Annotated in this window: 15 protein-coding genes and 1 tRNA gene; 6 read left to right on the plus strand and 10 right to left on the minus strand. The window is 63.6% G+C overall.

Annotation, left to right across the window (positions count from 1 at the left end):
- Positions 1-2: 2 nt before the first annotated feature.
- The 3 genes from AC3CCE_RS05925 to AC3CCE_RS05935 all read left to right on the plus strand — a co-directional run bounded on the left by AC3CCE_RS05925 (position 3) and on the right by AC3CCE_RS05935 (position 2841).
- Complete coding sequence (locus tag AC3CCE_RS05925; RefSeq protein WP_023701055.1) at positions 3-902, plus strand: LysR family transcriptional regulator; 900 nt, start codon at positions 3-5, stop codon at positions 900-902.
- An 89-nt stretch (positions 903-991) separates the two neighbouring features.
- Positions 992-1660 (plus strand): DUF1007 family protein, encoded by a 669-nt coding sequence (locus tag AC3CCE_RS05930; protein ID WP_023701054.1) that lies wholly within the window; start codon positions 992-994, stop codon positions 1658-1660.
- A gap of 8 nt (positions 1661-1668) precedes the next feature.
- Positions 1669-2841: a nickel/cobalt transporter gene (locus AC3CCE_RS05935; protein ID WP_488377161.1), complete on the plus strand. Its 1173-nt coding sequence runs from the start codon at positions 1669-1671 to the stop codon at positions 2839-2841.
- A gap of 10 nt (positions 2842-2851) precedes the next feature.
- On the opposite strand, the gene denD is transcribed toward AC3CCE_RS05935, so the two are convergent.
- Genes denD through AC3CCE_RS05955 form a run of 4 tightly spaced genes read right to left on the minus strand, consistent with a single transcriptional unit; the run spans position 2852 to position 5786 of the window.
- The gene (denD, locus tag AC3CCE_RS05940) at positions 2852-3835 is read right to left on the minus strand and encodes a D-erythronate dehydrogenase (RefSeq protein WP_023714026.1); all 984 of its coding nucleotides are present in this window, start codon (positions 3833-3835) and stop codon (positions 2852-2854) included.
- Positions 3836-3847: 12 nt separating this feature from the next.
- Positions 3848-4054: a hypothetical protein gene (locus AC3CCE_RS05945; protein WP_023701051.1), complete on the minus strand. Its 207-nt coding sequence runs from the start codon at positions 4052-4054 to the stop codon at positions 3848-3850.
- Positions 4055-4112: 58 nt separating this feature from the next.
- The gene (locus tag AC3CCE_RS05950) at positions 4113-5084 is read right to left on the minus strand and encodes a cation diffusion facilitator family transporter (RefSeq protein ID WP_023714027.1); all 972 of its coding nucleotides are present in this window, start codon (positions 5082-5084) and stop codon (positions 4113-4115) included.
- 15 nt (positions 5085-5099) lie between these two features.
- A complete protein-coding gene (locus AC3CCE_RS05955; RefSeq protein ID WP_023701049.1) occupies positions 5100-5786 on the minus strand; it encodes a GNAT family N-acetyltransferase in 687 nt (228 codons plus the stop codon).
- Positions 5787-5869: 83 nt separating this feature from the next.
- Here AC3CCE_RS05955 and AC3CCE_RS05960 point away from each other — a divergent pair, with 83 nt between their 5' ends.
- On the plus strand, positions 5870-7054 hold the full coding sequence (locus AC3CCE_RS05960; protein ID WP_023714028.1) for a pyridoxal phosphate-dependent aminotransferase: 1185 nt from the start codon (positions 5870-5872) through the stop codon (positions 7052-7054).
- Positions 7055-7066: 12 nt separating this feature from the next.
- Here the strand turns inward: AC3CCE_RS05960 and AC3CCE_RS05965 are convergent, their stop codons facing one another.
- Both AC3CCE_RS05965 and AC3CCE_RS05970 read right to left on the minus strand, forming a co-directional pair.
- Positions 7067-7828, minus strand: a complete 762-nt coding sequence (locus tag AC3CCE_RS05965) for an SDR family oxidoreductase (protein WP_023710952.1) — start codon at positions 7826-7828, stop codon at positions 7067-7069.
- Positions 7829-8185: 357 nt separating this feature from the next.
- A complete protein-coding gene (locus tag AC3CCE_RS05970; protein WP_352498655.1) occupies positions 8186-8923 on the minus strand; it encodes a tellurite resistance TerB family protein in 738 nt (245 codons plus the stop codon).
- Positions 8924-9128: 205 nt separating this feature from the next.
- Here AC3CCE_RS05970 and AC3CCE_RS05975 point away from each other — a divergent pair, with 205 nt between their 5' ends.
- Entirely contained in the window at positions 9129-9491 is a 363-nt protein-coding gene (locus AC3CCE_RS05975) for a YybH family protein (RefSeq protein ID WP_023817278.1), read from the plus strand.
- Between the two features lie 23 nt (positions 9492-9514).
- On the opposite strand, the gene trhO is transcribed toward AC3CCE_RS05975, so the two are convergent.
- Positions 9515-10441, minus strand: coding sequence for an oxygen-dependent tRNA uridine(34) hydroxylase TrhO (trhO, locus tag AC3CCE_RS05980; protein ID WP_023817277.1), 927 nt, complete (start codon positions 10439-10441; stop codon positions 9515-9517).
- A gap of 174 nt (positions 10442-10615) precedes the next feature.
- On the opposite strand from trhO, the gene AC3CCE_RS05985 reads away from it, so the two are divergent.
- Positions 10616-11254 carry a 2-dehydro-3-deoxy-phosphogluconate aldolase gene (locus AC3CCE_RS05985; RefSeq protein ID WP_023817276.1) on the plus strand — a complete coding sequence of 213 codons (639 nt, stop codon included), beginning with the start codon at positions 10616-10618 and terminating at the stop codon, positions 11252-11254.
- A gap of 138 nt (positions 11255-11392) precedes the next feature.
- Here AC3CCE_RS05985 and AC3CCE_RS05990 read toward each other — a convergent pair.
- The 3 genes from AC3CCE_RS05990 to AC3CCE_RS06000 form a co-directional block, all read right to left on the minus strand.
- A tRNA-Gln gene (locus AC3CCE_RS05990) sits at positions 11393-11466 on the minus strand.
- 120 nt (positions 11467-11586) lie between these two features.
- Positions 11587-13413 carry a peptidoglycan L,D-endopeptidase MepK gene (mepK, locus tag AC3CCE_RS05995; protein WP_023817275.1) on the minus strand — a complete coding sequence of 609 codons (1827 nt, stop codon included), beginning with the start codon at positions 13411-13413 and terminating at the stop codon, positions 11587-11589.
- A 389-nt stretch (positions 13414-13802) separates the two neighbouring features.
- Positions 13803-15341: a sigma-54-dependent transcriptional regulator gene (locus AC3CCE_RS06000; RefSeq protein WP_023825450.1), complete on the minus strand. Its 1539-nt coding sequence runs from the start codon at positions 15339-15341 to the stop codon at positions 13803-13805.
- Positions 15342-15473 lie beyond the last annotated feature (132 nt).

Raw genomic sequence — 15473 nt, forward strand, 5'->3', positions numbered from 1 at the left:
TGATGGATACACTGACCCGCATGCGCGCCTTCATCGACGTCGTCGAGGCCGAAGGCTTTTCGGCGGCCGCGCGCAAGATCGGTCGCTCCAAGGCGCTGCTGTCGAAATATGTGCGCGAACTCGAGGACGAACTCGGCGCGCTGCTGCTCAACCGCACCACGCGGCAGTTCTCGTTGACCGAGGCCGGCCATACCTATTACAGCCGCGCTTCGGAAATCGTGCGCGAGGTCGACAGCCTGGCCGACGCCGTGCGCGAATCCTCCGGTGACGTGCGCGGCAGGATCAAGCTGTCGGCGGCGCGCACCTTTGCCGATGCACCGATCGGCCAGTCGCTGATCGACTTCGCCAAGCAGCATCCCGACATCGTGCTCGACATCCATCTCGACGACCGTTTTGTCGATCTGGTCGAGGAAGGTTTCGATCTTGCCGTGCGCATCTCGCGCCTGGAGAACTCATCGCTGATCGCCCGCCGCCTGGGGCCGTTTTCGATCAAGCTTTGCGCCTCGCCGGAGCTGATCGCCAAGCACGGCAAGCCGACGCGCCCGCAGGATCTCGCCAACTTGCCCTGCATCGTCGACACCAATGGCCGCTCGCTCGCCAACTGGCGCTTCAGGGGCGATGGCGAGGAGCCAGTCAGTGTCAACGTATCGGGTCCGATCGAGGTCAACAGCCCGATGGCCGCGCGAGCCGCCGCCGTGTCGGGTCTGGGCTTCACCATCCTGCCGGATTTCATCGCCGCACCCGACCTCGCATCCGGGCTGCTGGTGTCCTTGCTCGACGACCGCATCCAGTCGGGCAGCGGCATTTTCGCCGTCTACCCGCACCGTCGCTATCTTCCGGCCAAGGTCCGTGTCTTCGTCGATTTCCTGGTGCAATGGTTCAAGAACCGCGAGAGCGCTTGAGCCGGTCCTGCCGTGCCGCGGTCCCAATTTCGCCCCGTTTCTGGTAACCTCTCGAAATCTCTCCGAGGCCGATGGAACAGCGACCGAGAATGCATCTGAAACGGCACGCAATCATGCTGGCTTCGGCCCTGGCGACGACTTTTGCCTCCGTCGGAGCGGCTGGCGCGCATCCTCATGTATTCGCCGAGGCCCGCCTCGACGTGATCCTCTCGCCGGATCACCAAAGTGTGAAAGCGCTGCGTCACCTCTGGCGTTTCGATGATCTGTTTTCGAGTACGGTGATGATGGAGTTCGACAAGAACTCCGACCTGAAGCTTGACGACAAGGAGCTGAAGGATGTCGCCGACACAGTTCATGCCTCGCTGGCCGAATTCAACTATTTCCAGCTCGTCACCGTCGACGGCAAGGACGTGCCTATGACGCCGCCACCGCATCTGATGGCCAATTTCGACAACGACCAGTTGATCATCCTGTTCGAATCCGAACCCAAGGTGCCGATCAAGCTCGCCGGCAGGATCGATTTCGGCGTCTACGATCCAACCTTCTACACAGCGATCGACTTCACCGAGGATAGCAACATCACGGTGGAAGGCCTGCCCTCGAACTGCACCAAGAGCGTCATCCGGCCTGATCCAGACGAGGCGATCAAGGAAAACCAGAAGACCCTGACGGACGCGTTCTTCAACGACCCGACAGGCACCGACATGAGCAAGATCTTCGCCACCAAGCTCGAACTGAATTGCCCGCCAGAAGGATAGATCCGGTGATGAAACCGTCCCTGCGTTTGGCATTCGGCCTCGTGGTCGCTGCCCTGCTGATGACGCACTTTCTCGGGCAGGCCCATGCCCAGAGCTCACTCGGCATCGGTGTCAATGACGGCATGGCGCCCACCACCGGCCCGTTCGCCCACATCCTGATGTGGATCAATCTGCGCCAGCAGGAATTCTACCGCGCATTGGCTACGGCGATGAAAGCAATGCGCGAGGACGGCAGCAAGATGTGGCTGCTGATCGGCCTGTCCTTCGCCTACGGCATTTTCCACGCCGCCGGCCCCGGCCACGGCAAGGCGGTGATCTCGTCCTACATGGTGGCCAATGAAGTGGCGCTCAGGCGCGGTATCCTGCTGTCCTTCGTCTCGGCGCTGCTGCAGGGCCTGACCGCGATCCTGGTGATGCTGCTTGCCTATTTCGTCCTGCGCGGCACCGCCATCTCGATGACCGACGCAGCCTGGTTCATGGAGATCATGAGCTATGTCTTCGTCACTTTGTTCGGCGCCTGGCTGCTGTGGCGCAAGCTCGGGCCTACGGTCCTGCGCTGGTTCGGCAAGGCGCCCGCCTACAGCCTGTCGGCAGCCCACGCCGGTCATTCCCATGGCGGCCATTCGCATGCCGCTCACAGCCACGCGGCGCATGCGCATTCGCATGCCTTGCATGTGCATCACGACCATTCGCATGATCATCACGATCACGCTGCGCACGACCACGACACACACGATCGTTCCCATCACGACCACGCTCATCACGATCACGCCGCTCACGATCACCCAGCCGGCGAGGTCTGTGATACGTGCGGCCACTCACATGCGCCCGATCCGGCGCTGCTGTCGGGCGACCGCTTCGACTGGCGCACGGCCTGGTCGGCTGTAGCCGCCGTCGGCATCCGCCCCTGCTCCGGCGCGCTGATTGTGCTGAGCTTCGCTTTGCTCAACGGCCTGTGGCTCGGCGGCCTGCTGTCGGTGCTGGCGATGTCGATTGGAACCGCCATCACAGTCTCGGCGCTGGCAACGATCGCAGTCACCGCCAAGAACTGGGCGGTCTATTTCGCCGGCGACGGCCGCATGGGCAACCGCATCCACACAGTCGTCGAAATCGGCGGCGCCGCCTTCGTCTTCCTGTTCGGGCTGTTGCTGTTGTCGGCGAGCCTGTCCGGAGCTGTGTGACCTCGGCGGGTCAGGCCTGACCCGCGATCATTCCGCCCAGCTCATCCTCGATATGAGCGCGGATGATTTCATCGAAACTGTTTTCGGCGCTGAAGCCGAGGTCCCTTGCACGGCGCGCCTCGAAGCGCGTCGGCCAACCCTTGACGATCGCCCAGATCGTCTCGTCGGGCTCCTCACGGATCAGGCTCGCCACCTCGGCGCCTGCAGTGCGCTCCAGCGCCTCGATCTGCTCGCCGACGGTGACGGCAACGCCGGGCATGGTGAGGTTGCGGCGCGGCCCGACAGCGGCACCGTCGAGCCCGGCGGCATGGATCAGGAAACCGACCGCAGAGCGCGGGCTGGCATGGGTGTGCAGCACCGAGCGCGGCACCGGCAGGATCGCCTCGTGGCCGCTCAGCGGCTCGCGGATGATGCCGGAGAAGAAACCTGACGCCGCCTTGTTCGGCTTGCCGGGCCGCACGCAGATGGTCGGCAGCCTTATGCCGATGCCGTCGAAGAAGCCGCGCCTGGAATAGTCGGCCAGCAGCGCTTCGCTCATCTGCTTCTGCGTGCCGTAGGAGGTCAGCGGCGTCGGATGAAAGTCGTCCGGGATGACATCGGGGAACGGCGCGCCGAACACCGCGATCGACGAGGTGAAGACGAGGCGCGGCGCAAAGTCTGCCAGCCGCACGGCGTCGAACAGCGCCCGTGTGCCGTCGAGGTTGACGCGGTAGCCGAGATCGAAATTCGCCTCCGCCTCGCCCGACACGATGCCGGCGAGATGGAACATGACGTCGGGGCGTGAGGCGACCAGGCTCTCGGCAGCACCGGCGTCGGCAAGGTCGCCCGTATGCGTGGCGATGCTGACGCCATCCATCGCCGGCGCTTGCGGCGGCACGATGTCGTGCAGGTCGAGCCCGGTGATCTTGCGGCCGTTGAGCGTGCCGTCCTTGGCCAGCCGGTCGACAAGTTTGCGGCCGACCATGCCGGCGGCGCCAGTAATCAGGATGCGCATTTCGAAAGCCTCTTATTTGCCCTTGTTCTGGTTGCGGCCCCGCAACCAGAACACCAGAAAAAATGCCAGCACGAAGGCGATGCCGACGATGCCGGCAAGTACGGTCGAGACATTGCCGACGGCCAGCATCACGGTCGGCAAATAGAACGCCGCGATGCCGAACAGCAGCATGATCCAGGCTGCGGCAATCAGCGCGTTTCGCGTGTCGCGGTCCATCATGCGGTCCCACCACAGCGGGAACTCGTCAACTCGGATGCCAATGCCATGAAATTCCCTGTCAGTGATAATGGCCGTGATGCGGTGGCGCACCATGGTCGTGGTCATGATCGTGCTCGTCACGGCTGTCGGCGCACTGGCCGAATTCCGGTTCAACCGTGGCGTGGCTGATGCCGTGTTCGGCGGCGAGCCGCTTCTTGATGGCGCTGACCGCCTGGTGCGGATCGACGCCATCGTTGAGGCAGGCATGCAGCGTCGCCATGTTGCTGGACCCGTCGAGCGACCAGACATGCATGTGATGCACTTCGCGCACGCCGTTGACGGTGCCGGCAATGTCCTTGGCGATGAGGTCGCGGTCGAGGCTTGCCGGTACGCCTTCGAGAAGGACGTGGGCGGCTTCGCGCATCAACGACCATGCGGTGGACAGGATCAGCACCGAGACCAGCACCGACAGAATCGGGTCGATCGGCGTCCAGCCGGTGGCCAGGATGACCAGCGCCGCCACGATCGCCGCCGCCGAACCGAGCAGGTCGCCCAGCACATGCAGGATGGCGCCGCGCATGTTGAGGCTGTCGTGGTCGCCGCCATGCAGCACGAAGAACGAGGCGAAGTTTACCAGAAGGCCGGCGATCGCCACCACCAGCATCGGCCCGCCCAGCACCGGCGCCGGCGTCATCAGCCGGCCCCAGGCTTCGTAGACGATCCACAAAGCAATGGCGAAGATGGCGATGCCGTTGGTGTAGGCGACCAGCGTCTTGACCCGGCCGAAACCATAGGTCAGGCGCACTGTCGCCGGCCGTCCGCCAAGATGGAAGGCGTACCAGGCAAGGCCAAGCGCGATCGAGTCGGCGAGCATGTGGCCGGCGTCGGCCAGCAGCGCCAGTGATCCCGTCAAAAGGCCGCCAAGCACTTCGGCCACCATGAAGCCGGCGGTCAGGCAGGCTGCGATCAGCACACGCTTCTTGTCGGTCGAGCCATGCACGTGGCCGGCGCCATGCCCAGCATGCGAACCATGATCATGGCTGTGCGCCATCGGAAAAAACTCCTGTTACGCGCCGAACTCGGCGCGGAAATCCTCGAGCCGCCGCTTCTGCCGGCCTTCGCCATCGAAATTGGCGGGATCGAGCCATGCCTCATAGGCTTTGCGCAGCGCCGGCCATTCCTTGTCGATGATCGAGTACCATGCGGTATCGCGGTTTTCACCCTTGACCACAAGATGCTGGCGGAAAATGCCCTCGAACTTGAAGCCGAACCGTTCCGCCGCGCGCTTTGACGGCTCGTTGCGGTTGTTGCATTTCCACTCGTAGCGGCGATAGCCGAGCCCGTCGAAAATATACTTCATGAACAGGAACTGCGCCTCGGTCGCTGCCGGCTTGCGCGAGATCAGCGGCCCCCAATAGATGTTGCCGATCTCGATGACGCCATAGGTGGGATCGATGCGCATCAGCGTCTGTCGCCCGGCGACCTTGCCGCTGGCCTTGTCGATGACGGTGAAGAACAGCGGATCCTCGCTCGCCTCGACCTTGTCCAGCCATGGCTGGAAATCGGCGCGGGTTTGCGGCGGGTAGTCGGGCAGCCAGGCAAAGCGTCCATCGATGTCGGGCACGGACGACGCCTCGTACAACCCATCGCCGTGCTTTTCGGCGCTCAGCGGTTCGAGCCGGACATAGCGGCCGTCAATGGGCTTGCGCTCGGGCCGCGGACGCGCTTGCCAATCTTTGAGATTTTCCGACACGCAAAACTCCAATCCGTTTGACTTTTGTGAGCAGACGCTCACAAAAACGCGACCTAACAGCAAGAACCACACGGACGGGAAAAATGCTCCACACGATTTCGGCCTTCGACCGCCTCGGCGAGGAAAACGCCTTTGCCGTGCTGGCGCGCGCCACTGCACTGGCTCAACAGGGCCGCGACATCGTCAATCTCGGCATCGGCCAGCCCGACTTCAAAACGCCGCAGCACATTGTCGAGGCCGCGATCAAGGCGCTGCGCGACGGCCACCATGGCTACACCCCGGCCAATGGCCTGCTGGCGACGCGCGAAGCGGTGGTGCGGCGCACGCTGACCACTACCGGCGTCGAAGTCTCGCCCGAGAATGTAATGATCCTGCCCGGCGGCAAGCCGACCATGTTCGCGGCCATCTTGATGTTCGGCGAACCCGGCGCCGAGATCCTCTATCCAGACCCAGGCTTTCCGATCTACCGCTCGATGATCGAGTTCACCGGCGCCGCGCCCATTCCGGTGCCGATCCGCGAGGAGAACGGCTTTGCCTTCTCGGCAGAAGAGACGCTGGCGCTGATCACGTCGAAGACCAGACTGCTAATCCTCAACTCACCGGCCAACCCGACCGGCGGCGTCACGCCGCGCGCCGAGATCGAGAAGTTGGTGGATGGGCTGCAAGCGCATCCGCAGGTCGCTATCCTCTCCGACGAAATCTACGACGTCATGACCTATGACGGCGAGACGCATTTTTCGCTGCTCAATTTTCCGGAAATTCGCGACCGGCTGATCGTGCTCAACGGCTGGTCGAAGACATGGGCGATGACCGGCTGGCGCATGGGCTGGTCGATCTGGCCGAATGGCGACAAGGGCGGGCATCTCTACGACAAGGTCCGCAAGCTGGCGGTCAATTGCTGGTCCTGCGTCAACGCGCCGAGCCAGTTCGCCGGCATCGCCGCCATCGACGGCCCGCAGGACGATGTCGACAAGATGATGCGCGCCTTCGACAACCGCAGGAAGATCGTGGTCGAGGGGCTGAACGCGCTGCCCGGCGTCTCCTGCATTACGCCGAAAGGCGCATTCTATGCCTTCCCGAATGTTTCGAAGACCGGCTGGAAGGCCAAGAAGCTCGCCTCGGCACTGCTCGAGGAGGCCGGCGTGGCGCTGATCGGCGGCCCCGATTTCGGCATTCTCGGCGAAGGCTACATCAGGCTTTCCTACGCCAATTCCGAAGAGAACATCTTGCACGCGCTGGAGCGGATCGAGGCGTTTTTGAAGAAGTAGGCCTTCGGCTGTTCACCCACGCCCCACGAACGGCATCTTGGTCGCCATCACCGTCATGAACAGCACGTTGGCGTCGAGCGGCAGGCTGGCCATGTGGACGACGGCGTCGGCGACGCGCTGGACGTCCATCACCGCTTCGGCGGCGATGGTGCCATTGGCTTGCGGCACGCCGACCGTCATGGCATGCGCCATATCGGTCAGCGCGTTGCCTATGTCGATCTGGCCGCAGGCGATATCATAGGGCCGGCCGTCGAGCGCCAGCGTCTTGGTCAGCCCCGATATGGCGTGCTTGGTCGCGGTGTAGGGCACCGAGCCCGGCCGTGGCGCATAGGCCGACACAGAGCCATTGTTGATGATGCGGCCGCCCATCGGCTTTTGCTTGCGCATGGCGCCGAAGGCGGCGCGGGCGCACAGGAAGGATCCGGTGAGATTGACGCCGACAATATCGTTCCAAACCTCGACCGGTATCTCGTCGATCGGCGTCGACTTGTAGCTCATGCCGGCATTGTTGAAGAGCAGGTCGACGCGGCCGAAGGCTGCGGCCACCGTCTCGAACAGATCATCGACTTCGCCGGCCTTGCTGATGTCGCAGGCAACTGCCAGCGCCTTGGCGTCCGCTTTCCCGGCTTCGGTAATGGCGGCGTCGAGCACCGCTTTGCGGCGGCCGCAAAACACCGTGTTCCAGCCCGCCTTGAGCAGCGCCGTGGCGACGCTCTTGCCGATGCCGGTGCCGGCGCCGGTGACGATGGCGGTTTTCTCTGTGAGGGCTGTCATGGATTTTGCTCCTGCGCGCCGCGCATCCCCGGCACAGATCGGGGTGCATCCGAATGCACCGACCCATCGCAAATGAGGGCGATCATGGCAAGCCGGACACTAATGCATGTCGCTCAAAAGTGGCCCCGGTTCTAAGAGAACGACATGCATCAGGACAAAAACATGAAGCGCCACGCGCTTTATGTGATCGGTCCAACAAAAAGGGCGGTCATTGGCGACCGCCCCCTGATCTGAACCGGGCTTGGGAGGAGGAAAAGCCGATCCGACTGACTAAAATCATGCGCTTCCTCGGTAAACGAGACGTTAACGCATTTTTCCGGCCTCGGCCCCCCTGCCCCAGGCGCGCGGCTGCGTTGTCTACCAGCGCGGGTTCGGCGCCGTGCCTGACGGAACCGGCACCTTGGCCGCCGACACCGTCGCCTCGACATGATCGACGAGCGCATCCGGCAGGCCGAGCCGGCCGGCGAGCAGGTCGAGATAGCCGCGTTCGGCGCGCGTATCGGGGTCAATCGTCAGTCGCGACGCCGTGTAGAGCTCGAGCCTCTGCTCATCGGTCTTGGCGCCGGCGACCAGCGTATCGAGGTCGAGCGGGCTGTCCAGCTCCGCCATCAGAAACTTTTCCGCTTCCGTGCCGATGCCGGCCAGACTGAGCTTGCCGGCGATCTTTTGGCGCTCCGCGTCATCGACATGGCCATCGGCCTTGGCCGCCGAGATCATCGCCCGCACCAGGGTCAGCGTGAACTCGTCCTCCCCCTGTGGCGCCTGTGAAGGATGAAAGCCGGTGTCGGCGGGCGGCGGCAGCAATTCCGGCTGGCCGGCCGCCGGCGCCTGCTCGGGTGCATTGCCGGCCTTGTAATTCTGGTAGGCCTTGTAGGCGAGACCGCCGATCGCAGCCAGTCCGCCGAGCTTCACGGCCGTGCCGGTGAACTGCCGTCCCGTGCCGGTTCCAAGCAGCACCGCAGCCAGCGCACCGGCGGCCAGCGGATTGTCCTTGGCCATCTGCACAGCCTGCCCGGCCTTGTCGCGAACGGTGCCGGTTGTGCCGGGAACTTGCGAGCCGAGCAGATTGTCGAGAAGCTTCTTGGGGTCGAACATGGTGCCTCCAGAAAAGGGCCCGCGCCAAACGTGAACGGGCAGGTTTTGGACGTTGCAGAGGTAGGTCCCGCACACTGACATTACAATGACGGAGACGCGCTTTGCTATCGGCGCCGGCAATGCCCCAAATCGGTGATCGGTGTGTCGATACCGGCCTCGGCTTGCGCTAATGTCGCCGCCGCATTGCCGAGGGAGGAACCTTGCCGTGACCGATCAACCTGGCCGGGAACCGGCGCGCGATCCGCAGGATCTGGAACGTTTGTTGATCGACCGGCAGTGGGCCGGAGACATTGACGGCATGGTGGCGCTGTTCCAACCCGATGCCGCCATCGACACCGGAGCAGCCGAATTGACGCGTGGCCACGAGGCGATCCGCGCTTTGCTCGAAGCCTTTGCCGCGAGCGGACGAAAGTTCCAGCGCGGCGAGCAGCGCCCGGCGGCCATTAACGGCGACCTCGCGTTGACGTCGACCAGGCTTGCCGACGGCTCGATAACCTCAGAGGTCGCGCGCCGGCAGGCCGACGGCACATGGCTGTGGGTGATCGACCGCTATTCTGTCGTGTGGTGATCCAGTCAGGGCGTCGGCGGCACTTAACTGCCGATATGTCCCCTGCCCCGCGCCTGCGCAAGTTCGACCTGGCGCTGGCGCTCGGCATAGCGGGTGCGATCCTCATCCGAGCGTGCCTCGTAACAATGCGGGCATGACACGCCGGTGGAAAAATGCGGCGACAGCCGGTCCTCCGGCGTCAGCGGATGCCGGCAGGCGCGGCAGAGTTCGGCCTCGCCTTCGGTCAACCCATGCGACACCGAGACCCGCTCGTCGAAGACGAAACACTCGCCCTGCCACAGGCTGTCTTCGGCCGGGACCTCTTCAAGATATCTGAGGATGCCGCCCTTGAGATGGAACACATCCTCGAAGCCGAGCGACTTCACATAGGCCGTCGCCTTTTCGCAGCGGATGCCGCCGGTGCAGAACATCGCGACCTTGCGGCCGTCGAGTTGGTCGCGGTGTTTTTCCACCCAGGCCGGGAATTCGCGAAAGCTCGACGTGCGTGGATCCACCGCACCCTCGAACGTGCCTATCGACACTTCGTACGCGTTGCGTGTGTCGATGACGATGGTGCCGGGGTCCGAGATCAGCGCGTTCCAGTCGGCCGGCGCGACATAGGTCCCCGCACCCGTCGCCGGGTCGAGGTCTTCGACGCCCATGGTGACGATCTCGCGCTTCAGCCGCACCTTCATGCGATGGAACGGCATTTCGGCGGCAGTGCTGTATTTGACCTCGAGATCGGCAAGACCCTCGATGGCCTCGAGATAAGCGATCAGGTCGGCTATGTCGGTTTCGCTGCCGGCGACCGTGCCGTTGATACCTTCCTGCGCCAGAAGCAATGTGCCCTTGATGCCGCGCCCGCAGCAGAAGGCGGCAAGCGGCGTGCGCAATTCTCGCAGCGCGTCGAAGTCGCCCAGCCTCGCAAATTTGTAGAGCGCAGCGACGCGCACGGGTTCACGGTTGGTCATCGCCAAGCCACTAAACCGTGGTCAAAGCGGATTCAAGGCAGAGCTAAAGACACCTTGTCGGTATTCGCCAGCAGGCTCGTTGGCCGACATGTGACATCGCGGCAGGCCGGGTTTCGTGGACTCGGAATCGGCCTTCTGCTAATCGGTTGAAATCACCTAGGGAGAGACAAGCCAATGCCCAGCAAGACCGAAAAGCTCCTGTCGCTGCTCAATGGCCAGCCGGTCATTCCGGTGCTGAAGATCGCCAATGTCGCGGACGCCGTCCCGCTCGCCCGGGCGCTCGCCGCCGGCGGCCTGCCGGCGATCGAGATCACGCTGAGAACCGCCGATGCGCTGGAAGCGATCCGCCGCGTCGCCGGTGAGGTCGAGGGCGCCATTGTCGGCGCCGGCACAATTCTCGATGCCAAGCAGTTCGACGAGGCAGCGGCCGCCGGATCGAAATTCATCGTCAGCCCCGGCATCACGCGAGAGTTGCTGGCGGCGACCAAGGACAGCGACGTTCCCTTGCTGCCCGGCGCCATCACGCCCGGCGAGATCATGGCTGCCCGCGAGGCCGGCCTGCGGTTCCTGAAATTCTTCCCGGCCGAACAATCCGGCGGCATCGCCTCGCTGAAGGCCTTTGCCTCGCCGCTGGCCGACGTGAAATTCTGCCCGACCGGCGGCATCTCGGCCAAGAACGCCGCCGACTATCTCAGCCTGTCCAACGTTATCTGCGTCGGCGGCTCGTGGGTGGCGCCGGACGAGTTGGTCAAGGCCGGCAAGTGGGATGAGATCGAGGCGCTCGCACAGACCGCGAGCAAGCTCGGAAAATAACCTCCGCTACTTTGTCTTTGCGCAATTCCCAAGGGAAGCGCTCCGCGCTTTTCCGGGAAAATCACAGTGTTCCCGGAATTGCACTCGGCACAAAAACCCGCCAGCTGCGCCGACCGGGTTTGCTACGCGTTGAGATTTTGGTTCCCGCTCATGGGCTCGAACCACGATTCACGCCTTCAAAGGGCGCTGTCCTACCATTAGACGAAGCGGGAATGCAGCTTGGTGGTTAGCATTCTGTGGCGATGGAAGCCAGTGCTCGAGATCTCGCTAAAAACAAAAGCCGCACAGGTTGCCCAGCGCGGCTTCGAGTCGATAACGCCCCGGTCACGCCCTTACTTCGTCTGGAAGCGGGCGACCGAAAGGAATTTTACGGCATTGCCGGTGAAGCGGTTGGCATCGGCCATCTGGTTGTCCGCCTGAAAGCCTGCGGTGTAGACCTCGCTCGGCGGCGTATGCACGATGTTGTAGGCATAGCGCGGCGCTGTCGTCGGGCTGGAAACGGTGGCGATGTTGTCGCCGCTGCTCAGCGCCCAGCGGGCCGCCTGCGGTTCGGCCGCCATCACCACTGCCTTCGGTCCTGGCTTCAGGTCGCGGGCCGAAGCCCTGGCTTCCTTGCGTGTCGTCTTGACGCCGGCGCCGATCACCGAGGCTGGATCGGTACCGGCGGGACGGGCAGCAATAGCGCCGCGCGGCGATGCGGCATCGACACCTGACGGATCGTTGAACGCCGAGCGCGGCTCAAGCGACGCAACCTGATAGTCGTCGGTAGCACCGGCTGTATCGGCGGCGCTGGCCTGTTCGAGAACCGCCTTGACCTCGTCCGGACGCTGCGACGGCAGCACCGAGAACGCGTCGGTTGCGGTCTGCTTGTGGGCAGCCGTATCGGCCAGCGCCAGCAGAACGCCCTTGTCCTGCGGCGCAAGCTCAGCCGGCGGCGAAGAGCGGTCGGGACGCCAGGTCGGCAACGGGACGTTGACCGCGACCTGCGCCGGAGCGGCAGCTTGATCGGCCCCCTGGTCGGCATTGCTCGCATCGGCCGTGCCGAACGGCACATTGGCCGGCGCCTGCGCCGTCGCCACCGTCTGTTCGGTGGTGGCATCGGCCACGCCGAACGGCACGGTCTCAGGTTGTTGCGCGCCGACATCGGCCTTCGGCCGCGGTGCGAAAGCGGGCAGCGGCACTTCCTTGGCGGGCAGCGCGGCGATGATCGTCTCCGGCGTGTCCTGCGGCTCCGCATCGTCAGCGCTGTCGTCGGCAAGCTGCGGAATGTTGGCGCGCTTGGCGTTCTGCGGCGACACGATCGCGATGCCAGGCAGATTGCTGTTGTTGTTGCTCGTGGCAGCCAGCACCGGCTTCACGCTTCTCGGCGGCGGCGCGGCGGTAGCGACATCGGCGCTGTCGTCGGCTTCGTCTTCACCGCCACCGCCAAAGAAAGCGGACAGGAAGCCACCGGATTTCTTGGTGCTGCCGCCTGCGCTGGCCATCATGATGGCAGGAGAACCGGCGCCCTTGCGCGCCTTGTAGGAGGCGAGCGCCTGGTCATAACCCGGCAACGGCCTGCCGTCGCTCGGCACATGCAGCGTCTTGCCATTGGGAAACAGGCTGACCAGTTCCTGGCGGCTGATGCCTGGCCAGTGCCGCACATTGCCGACGTCCATGTGGACGAAGGGCGAACCCGACGACGGATAGTAGCCGACGCCGCCGCCCTGCATCTTCAGGCCGATGTTGCGCAGCTTCTTCAGCGGCACACCCGGAATGTAGAAGTCCATCGCCTTGCCCAGCATATGCTGGCTTTCCTTGGCGACACCGCGGCTGCGGCTGCGCAGCATCGAATTGGTCGACGGCGAGCGATAGCCGCAAACGACCTGGATATAGTCGGTGGCGCCGGCCTGCCGGTAAGCTTCCCACACCAGATCGAGCAGGCGCGGATCCATCTTGGTCGGTTCGTTGCGACGCCAGTCGCGCAGGATGATGTTGATCTTCCTGAGGCCTGCCGGATCGTAGCGGCCATTGCGCTTGTAGACGATCTCGGCCTTTTCGTGCGTGTGGAGGTGATAGAGCTTGAGCGAGCGCGTTTCAGCGCTGGCGCCGGCAGCAGTAGCGGCAAGGAAAGCGAACGCAACGATCACCGCTGCCAGCCATCTCGGCCAGACGCCCATGTGATCGCGCCGCCCGTTTCTGTGTCGTTCGACTTTGTTCAAATCAAAAGGCCTTGCAGGCTGCCGTTTGTCCCCGGATTTGTCCAAACGGATGCGTGGTTCTTACATCCGAATATCGATCCTAATGGTTAATCATCGCTTATTGAAGCCGAAATGCGGTAACACCGTGGCGATATCCCGTCAAAAATAATACACAGGATTTCTTGGTAAACTGCTGGTTTAGATCAAGATTCAGCCTTTTCCCGCTACACGATCTGTTACCGCTGGCCTTAATGCGTGAACAACGCTGTCCGCATCAGTCATATTCCCGCCCCAACCCTTATGCAGCGCCGGATGTGGCATGGCAAGCTGGTCCCGGCCTTGCGTTGGCAAGCTGTGGAATTCGGCGTTCAGGAGGCAAGGCGGTCGAGGCGGCCGGTTTCCGGGTCGATGCCGTATTCCTTGAGCTTGCGGTAGAGCGTCGAGCGGCCGATGCCGAGACGCCGCGCGACCTCGCTCATCTGGCCGTTATAATGGTCGATGGCGAGCTTGATCATTTCGAGTTCGACATCGGCCAGCGCACGCACATTGCCACGCTCGTCCAGCGCCCGCAGCGTGCCGAAACGCTGAAGCAGCCTCGCCGGAGGGGCGGGCTCGGCAGCTGCAGTACCGGCGTCGTCAGTCTGCGCGCCATCGCCTTGCGATCCGGTGCTCAAGGCCATGCCGGGGTCCGACAAGGACGCATCGGCGTCGAGATTGACGGTGCCGTCGACCTGCGCCCGGATCTGCGGAAATTCGTCAGTCGTGAGCACATCGCCTTCGGCAAGCACCGAGGCCCTGAACACGGCGTTTTCCAGCTGCCTGATGTTTCCCGGCCAATCATAGGCCTGCAGCATGGCCAGTGCGGCATCCGAGATGCCGTGCAGGCGATTGCCCGCCGGCGCCACCTTGTCCATGAAATGCTTGACCAGATAGGGGATGTCGTCGCGGCGGTCGCGCAGCGGCGGCACGACGATCGGGTAAACGTTGAGCCGGTAGAACAGGTCCTCGCGAAACTTGCCGTCCTTGACCTGCTGCAGAAGGTTGCGGTGCGTGGCCGAGATCAGCCTGATGTCGACCCTGACGGTGGAACGGCCGCCGACCGGATCGACCTCGCCATCCTGCACGGCGCGCAACAGCTTGACCTGCACGTCGAGCGGCAGGTCGCCGATCTCGTCCAAGAACAGCGTGCCCGAATGCGCCTCGACGAACTTGCCGGTATGCTTTTCGGTGGCGCCGGTGAACGAACCTTTTTCGTGACCGAACAGGATCGATTCGACCAGATTGTCGGGGATGGCGCCGCAATTGACGGTGACGAACGGTTTTGTGCGGCGTTCGCCGCTGCCCTGGATGGCGCGCGCCACCAATTCCTTGCCGACGCCCGATTCGCCCTCGATCAGGATCGGGATGTTGGAGGCCGCAGCCTTCTGGCCGAGGCGGATCACCCGGTCCATCGCCGGGCTATGCGTGATCATGTCCTTGAATGTCAGGTGGCCGCCCCGACGCCGCGACGTGCGCTTGACCTCGTCCTCGACCGCCTCGACCTTGAGCGCGTTGCCGATCGCGGTCTGCAGCCGGTCGGGAGACGCCGGCTTGACGACAAAATCGAAGGCGCCGTGGCGCATCGCCGAGACCACCGTTTCTATGCCGCCCTGCGCAGTCTGCACAATGACGGGAACAGTGATGCCGCGCTCGCGCATCGCCTTCAGCACGCCGATGCCGTCGAGGCCCGGCATGACAAGGTCGAGGATGACTGCCGAAATATCCCTCGCATTGGGTCCGTCAAGCGCGCTCAGACCGGCCTCGCCGCCATCGGCAACGATGGCGCTGTGGCCGAATTTCGTCACCGCCGCTTCGAGCAGCCGGCGCTGCACGGGATCGTCATCGACTATAAGAATGGAACCTGTCATGACTGATTTGAGTTGCCCGCCTGGGAAATTCCCATGGATCATCTTGGCACAGGGTTCTAAACAAGGTTTCAAAAAACCCGGTGAACGAATTCCTTAGGATTTGACCGGCTTGTCCTTTCCCCTTGATTCCAG

Source organism: Mesorhizobium sp. P160187, from assembly GCF_057766425.1.

What these genes read in the sequence shown, in the direction of transcription:
- AC3CCE_RS05925 (WP_023701055.1), top strand. Translation starts at nt 3, where the DNA reads ATGGATACACTGACCCGCATGCGCGCCTTCATCGACGTCGTCGAGGCC.
- AC3CCE_RS05930 (WP_023701054.1), top strand. Translation starts at nt 992, where the DNA reads ATGCATCTGAAACGGCACGCAATCATGCTGGCTTCGGCCCTGGCGACG.
- AC3CCE_RS05935 (WP_488377161.1), top strand. Translation starts at nt 1,669, where the DNA reads ATGAAACCGTCCCTGCGTTTGGCATTCGGCCTCGTGGTCGCTGCCCTG.
- denD (WP_023714026.1), bottom strand. Translation starts at nt 3,835, where the DNA reads ATGCGCATCCTGATTACTGGCGCCGCCGGCATGGTCGGCCGCAAACTT.
- AC3CCE_RS05945 (WP_023701051.1), bottom strand. Translation starts at nt 4,054, where the DNA reads ATGATGGACCGCGACACGCGAAACGCGCTGATTGCCGCAGCCTGGATC.
- AC3CCE_RS05950 (WP_023714027.1), bottom strand. Translation starts at nt 5,084, where the DNA reads ATGGCGCACAGCCATGATCATGGTTCGCATGCTGGGCATGGCGCCGGC.
- AC3CCE_RS05960 (WP_023714028.1), top strand. Translation starts at nt 5,870, where the DNA reads ATGCTCCACACGATTTCGGCCTTCGACCGCCTCGGCGAGGAAAACGCC.
- AC3CCE_RS05965 (WP_023710952.1), bottom strand. Translation starts at nt 7,828, where the DNA reads ATGACAGCCCTCACAGAGAAAACCGCCATCGTCACCGGCGCCGGCACC.
- AC3CCE_RS05970 (WP_352498655.1), bottom strand. Translation starts at nt 8,923, where the DNA reads ATGTTCGACCCCAAGAAGCTTCTCGACAATCTGCTCGGCTCGCAAGTT.
- trhO (WP_023817277.1), bottom strand. Translation starts at nt 10,441, where the DNA reads ATGACCAACCGTGAACCCGTGCGCGTCGCTGCGCTCTACAAATTTGCG.
- AC3CCE_RS05985 (WP_023817276.1), top strand. Translation starts at nt 10,616, where the DNA reads ATGCCCAGCAAGACCGAAAAGCTCCTGTCGCTGCTCAATGGCCAGCCG.
- mepK (WP_023817275.1), bottom strand. Translation starts at nt 13,413, where the DNA reads ATGGGCGTCTGGCCGAGATGGCTGGCAGCGGTGATCGTTGCGTTCGCT.
- AC3CCE_RS06000 (WP_023825450.1), bottom strand. Translation starts at nt 15,341, where the DNA reads ATGACAGGTTCCATTCTTATAGTCGATGACGATCCCGTGCAGCGCCGG.